3 protein-coding genes are annotated in these 6,260 nt (G+C 45.6%); all 3 read right to left on the bottom strand.

The features are described 5' to 3' along the window. On the bottom strand, nt 1-3,651 hold a 3,651-nt coding region (locus A3735_RS14560; protein WP_156499678.1), incomplete at its 3' end, for an immunoglobulin-like domain-containing protein. A 440-nt stretch (nt 3,652-4,091) separates the two neighbouring features. Next, entirely contained in the window at nt 4,092-5,594 is a 1,503-nt protein-coding gene (locus tag A3735_RS14555) for a hypothetical protein (protein WP_068509796.1), read from the bottom strand. A gap of 28 nt (nt 5,595-5,622) precedes the next feature. Beyond that, the coding region (locus A3735_RS14550; protein ID WP_156499676.1) for an immunoglobulin-like domain-containing protein at nt 5,623-6,260 on the bottom strand (638 nt) is incomplete at its 5' end.

Here is a 6,260-nt window from a genome sequence, read left to right as displayed (position 1 = left end):
GCCAACTATAATGCCTGCAGATAGGTCTCCGTCAAGTGCGTCATTCGCAGTCGCACCAGCATCGGTATAAGGGGTATTTAGCTCATGGTTAAGTGGGCTGCTACCTAACACGGTGATGCTAGGAGCGCCGGTATCCTGAACATTGACCGTTCGATTAACGGTGTTGGCAGGGTTACCCGATGAGTCGTTCACGTTGTAGCTCAGTACATAGCTACCAACAACTGCAGCATTGACCGTACCACTGACACCGATATTTGAAGATACATCTCCATCGACATTATCTAGCGCTGTCGCACCCGGGTCGGTGAAGATTGTATTCACCTCATGATTAATGGGGTTGGTTCCGATCAGCGTAATAACAGGGCCGCTCGCATCAGCAACATTAACTGTTCGTGTGACGGGGATTGCAGCGTTGCCAGCCGCATCACTCACGTTATACACAAGGGTGTAGCTACCAATTGTACCGGTATCAACAGTGCCACTCTGAATAATGCTTGCTGAAATATCGCCATCAATATTGTCCGACGCACTCGCATCCGCATCATTGTAGACACTACCTAGAGCGATATTAATGCTGCTGTCACCATTAAGCGTAATGACTGGGGCAGTAAAGTCGTTCACATTTACTGTACGTGTTTGCTGTACGGCAGGGTTGCCGTTGGAGTCACTGACATCGTAGGTGATCACGTAGGTACCAGTAACACTGGAATCTACGGTAGCACCACCGACGATGATGTTAGTTGAGATATCACCATCCAGCGCATCGCTTGCAGTCGCGCCAGCATCGGTATAGGGGGTATTTAGTTCATGGTTAAGTGGGCTGCTACCTAGGAGAGTGATGCTAGGTGCGCCAGTATCTTGAACGTTAATTGTTCGGGTAACGGTAGTAGCAGAGTTGCCTGAGGAATCGTTCACGTTGTAGCTCAGTACATAACTGCCGATTACGGTTGCATTGACTGTACCGCTGACACCGATGTTTGCAGAAATATCGCCGTCAGTATTATCTGTGGCTGTGGCACCAGGGTCAGTGTAAATTGTATTCACTTCATGATTAATTGGGTTATTGCCAACTAAGGTGATTACCGGTGGTGTTACATCATCTACCGTCACAAACCTTACCATGGGGTTTGCAGCATTTCCTGATGAATCAGTGACATTGTAGATAACTGTGTAAGTTCCTTGAGTATTTCCATCGACGGTATCACCGCTAACAACAATATTTGAGCTAATATCGCCATCTATATTGTCTAATGCTGTAGCGCCCGCATCGACGTAGGCTGTGCCAAGCTGGTGATTGGTGTTTGTATCGCCAATTAAAGTAATTACTGGGGCTGTTGAGTCATCTATGTTGACTGTACGGGTTACGGTTGGAGCAGGGTTGCCCGATGAATCTGAGACATCGTAAGTTATAAGGTAGCTGCCGATTAAGTTAGGGTCTACCGTGTCGCCACCGACAACAATGCTTCCGGAAAGGTCACCATCTACCGCATCCGTAGCTGTTGCTCCAGGGTCAGTGTAAGGCGAGCCTTGTGCGTGAGTGAGAGGGTTATCTCCGAGTAGGGTGATCATAGGGCTACCGGAATCGGCAACGATAACATCTCGGAAAATGCTTGTTGCAACGTTACCCGATGCATCGCTTACATCGTAAGAAAGAGTGTAGGTTCCCTCGACTGAAGTATTTACCGTACCTGTTACGACAATCGAACTTGATAAGTCTTCACCAGGAACATCAATTGCGGTAGCGCCTGGGTCATTAAATGGGGTGTTAATTTCTTGATTATATGGAGCAGCTCCTAACAAGGTAATGATTGGCGCGGTGCTGTCGACGACGTTAACTGTACGCGATACAACAATAGCTGAATTACCAGCAGTGTCAGAAACATTGTAGTTTATGATGTAGCTGCCAACGCTTCCGCTGATTACGCTACCTGAACTTACTATGCTTGCACTAATATCTCCGTCAACATTGTCGACGGCGCTGGCACCTTCATCTGAGAAGCTATCGCCTCTTTCTAGTGTAACAACTGCGTCGCCGATAAGTGTTATTACTGGTGCAGTCGTATCTTGAACGATCACCTCGCGCGTTACGGTCGTGGCTACATTGCCAGCTTCATCGGTAACATCGTAAGCAAGTGTGTAAGTGCCGGCAGTGTCAGAATCGACGTTTCCACTGATCATAATGTTGGCGCTGATATCTCCATCACGGTTATCGATAGCGGTAGCGCCTTCTTCATTATAAGTCGAAAGCTGTTCAACATAAGTAGGGTCGTCACCAATAAGAGTGATCACTGGTGCAGTAGTATCTTCTTCGATGACGTATACAGTTCGGATAACTGTTGTCGCGTTGTTGCCTTGGCTGTCGACAACATCGTATTCAATTTGAATGCCGGAGTTATTAGGGGTGGAAGTATCAATAATAGAGGGAGTATCAAGGACGTTTGGTCTAGTGATAACATCGACACTAATGTCACCGTCCTCTGGGTCTATCGCAACGAAGCCAGGCTCTGCATAGGTATCGCCGACCAAGAGGGTGACATCAGTTGAACCAGGTGACGTTTCACTAAGTGTAATAACCGGCTTAAGGTCAACACCTGACTCGTTTGCTTGAAGCTGAATCGGGGAGCCAGCAACAAAATTGGTAAACTGGAAGCAACCATCCACATCGGTGCTTGTGGTTATATCCGATTGTGCTGTTTGGCTGAGAAGTAGGTCTGCTTCGATTGCTACACCATTCTTTTCGATACAGCCTGTGATACCGAAAGGTATGACACCTGTTTCAATCGCGTAAATTAGGCCTGTTGTTTGGTCAGCGTGCCAAATTAGTTCCCCGTCCCAGCTTAAGCCCTTGGGGTTTGAGCCTGGTGTTTCAAAAAAACCGACCACGCTACCGTCAGTGGGGTCAACCCGAAATATCTTTTGTTCTTGTTGGTCTGCTACCCACAAGTCGCGACCATCCCAGGTAATACCGAAAGGACGAGCATTGGTGACAGAAGGGTTAGACTGATAAGAAGGTAGTGTTGAAGGGCCGGGTAATGATAGAAGTAGCGCGCCATCTTCAGGGCGAACCTTATTAATAGTGTTAGTTTGCCAGTCAACTATCCAGAAGCTATGTCCGTCATAAGTCATGTCGGTTGGTGATGGAAACTCGAGCTCTGATAGTGCATTTTCGGATTCGAGGTTATCTCCATCAACAGGGTCGATTTTTATAATGTTGTCTGTAATAGGGCTGGCATTCCAAAGATAATTCTCGGCAAAGGTTAAACCGCCACCGCCACAGTATTGACCGGCCGGTGTTGCACCGCAAGTAGGGATGGGGTTTCCGTCACTGTTAATTGGCGGATTATCTGTGTCTGTAAGGGGAAGGTTTAAATCACTATCACCGGCAGAAAATTGAAGCGCTCCTTCTTCGTCATAGACATCTTCTGGATAGACCCTGTAGATTCTGTCGGTGCCAAAATCGACGACCCAAAGGTAGCCGTCATGCATGGTGACGCCGTGGGGGGTGGAAGGGGTGCGACCATCACCACTGATGTTGTTAATGCTTAGTGTCGTTAGAATATTGCCAGGGTCACCCGGGGCCGAATAGGAAACTCCCGAGAACAATGAGATAAATAGAGAGGCAAAGGCGACCGCTAGCTTTAGCTTGTACATATTTATTATCCATAACGAATGAGGTATGAAAGTTCTTGGTCGCCTTACTGTTCCATGGCCTGAATTTCAAGTAAGGCTTCCAAGGCGGCGAATATAACGGCAATACTTACCTGAGTCTAATGAATGAGCGAAGCTGCTTAACAAACGGCGATATTTTTTTTCAAAAATTGAAATGGAGCACGCTTGTCGGGTGAAATGGTTCTTTTTTTGGGTTTGGGTGTTTTTGTTTTGCTGTGGCGTGGCTTTATAAGTTGTTGAAACTAAAAATGAATAATATTTATGTTTCTAGTGTTTGTGGTTTTTGTGTGTGGTCTGGCTTCTTATTTCTGTATGCCTGTAAGGTGAGTCGTTAATTGAGGGGCTGCTTGTTAACTGCTTTTAGAGTATAAAAAACCTGCTTATCGCAGGTTTTTAAAAGGAATTATGAATCTTTAATTAGCTCAGAGTTGTTCGATAATTCTGTCCCAGGCGTTGTCAAATGATGCTGCCTGATAGTCTGCAAACCAAGCCTTGTCGACAATGCCGTTGCCATCGCTATCTTCAAGCATTTGTGTTCGGTTTCCATTGATATCGTAATCATATTGGGCTACAAAATCCCAAACACGATCGCCATCGAGGTCTTTTTTGTATTCGGTCCGCTTGTTCAAATTATTATATTGATATGACTCGATATATTCTGGTGTGCCGTCCTGGTTATCATCACGCTCGTAGCGGTTTGGGCGATTGTTACTGTCGTAGCTGAAGCGGCTTATAGAAGTTTGAGTGTTTTCCTGGTTGGATCGAATGTTATGCTGGCTTAGGATATTGCCGTTTAAGTCATAGTTATAGCTGATTGAAGAGTTTGCTTCGCCGTCATTATCACTATCCTCAGATTGAGATCTAAGCCTGTTTCCGGAGTATGTATATGAGACGCTTGAAGCAAGTTCGCTATTGCGACTGACTGTATACAGAATAACATTGCCCTCGGTGTCATATTGATATTCTGCCAAAATATCTATTGTGCCATCATTCCCCAAATCAGTTTCGAGTTTTGACAGTAGAGAGTCTTGGTAAGTGTAGGATTGCAATATATCGAGTTCGTCTTCAGGTCTATCTATTTCTTTGCTCAGGATATTACCGTCATCATCATAGCTGATTGTTTCAACTGTATTTGACGCGCTATCAGATGTTTGCGTTAAACGGTTTTGACTGTCATAGCTGTAGTGAATGGTTTTGTCGACAGTTCCATCGTTATTGAAGTCTGTTTCCTGGCTTGTTAGAAGCCGCTCTTGGCTGTATGAATACTGAACGAGGGTTTTATCTAACTTACCTTCATTCGATAAAACTGCAGAGTTAAGGTTTGATTCGATACTGATATCGAGGTTTTCATAAAGATGTTGGGCTGCTTGAGTGAAGGTTCTGTGGCTTTCGATATTGAGTTGCGATAGAACGCCTTTAAAATCGACTTGCTCGGTAAACTGGGAGGCCTTTACATAGAAATTGATTGTTGAAAGCTCTAATTCTGTGTGAGCGTTTCCAAGGTCTATGCCGTTCTCAGGCTCGCCGTCCTGGTCGAGTGCCTGAAGGAGTGTCGCTATGTTGATGACGCGGTCAAAGCTGGATATGTCGGTGCTTTGCAGACTTGTAATGATACTTTTTTCACTGTTTAGCGGGGCGGAACCGGATAGATCAAAAGGCGTGATAAGTTCCTGTGCTTCTGATGTACCTAGATAGATTCCACCAATAGAGAACTTAACCTGTTCGCCATCGCTATAAGAAAACTCACCACGCTCATTCGTCATGCCTGACTGTGTTTCTGTTTCATAATATAGGCCTGATACCGGGCTATCAATAAAACTGCCTGTTCTGATATCCGCTGGTTCAGTGCTCGATTGCTTGCTACCGCCATCACAGGCACTTAATAATATTGGTAGACAAGCAGCGTAAATAAATCGATTCAACATAGTTTCACCTTAAGCTTTAATCTCCATTCTATTGCGGCGTTAGAGTAAACGAGTCGATTCGTTTATCGGTTGGATCGACAAGTATATTGAATCGCAAGGTGTTAGCGCCCGATACTAGCGTGACAGGCAAAGCAGCTGAATCCAAATAGAGAGCGTTATCACCAGTCGCAGAAAGAGCGATGCTACCAGCGGCGCTACCGTTCACAAGGATATCGAAAGAAGAGCTATCATTTGATGAAGCGTATCGGATTGTTAGGTTGTAAGGGATGGCGAACGCCTGAATATCCGAGAACTCAATGTAATCTCCATCCTGTGCCAAGCTTATATTGATATAACCTGAGCCGGTAAAGCCTGAGCCATAACTTTCTACATCTGGCCCATCACCGATTGTGCCCGTTTCGGCCTCGACAAATATTGCAGCAGGGGTGACAACATTAATGGTTCTTTGCACGGTTATAGCGGCATTCCCAGCAGCGTCGACAAGGTCATAGCTCAAGACGTAGGTGCCATCGGTATTAATATCGACAAAGCCGCCTGTTGTAATGTTGAGGCTAATATCTCCGTCAAGGTTGTCTGATCCTATCGTACCAGGGTCAGTGAATAACTGGCCATTAACATGATCAATGGTTGAGTCACCTACAAGGGTGATTACAGGAGCGATGCCGT

Source organism: Oleiphilus sp. HI0061 (genome assembly GCF_001635675.1).
The sequence above is the reverse complement of the archived record's forward strand: the minus strand, read 5'-3'. Positions and strand labels throughout refer to the sequence as shown.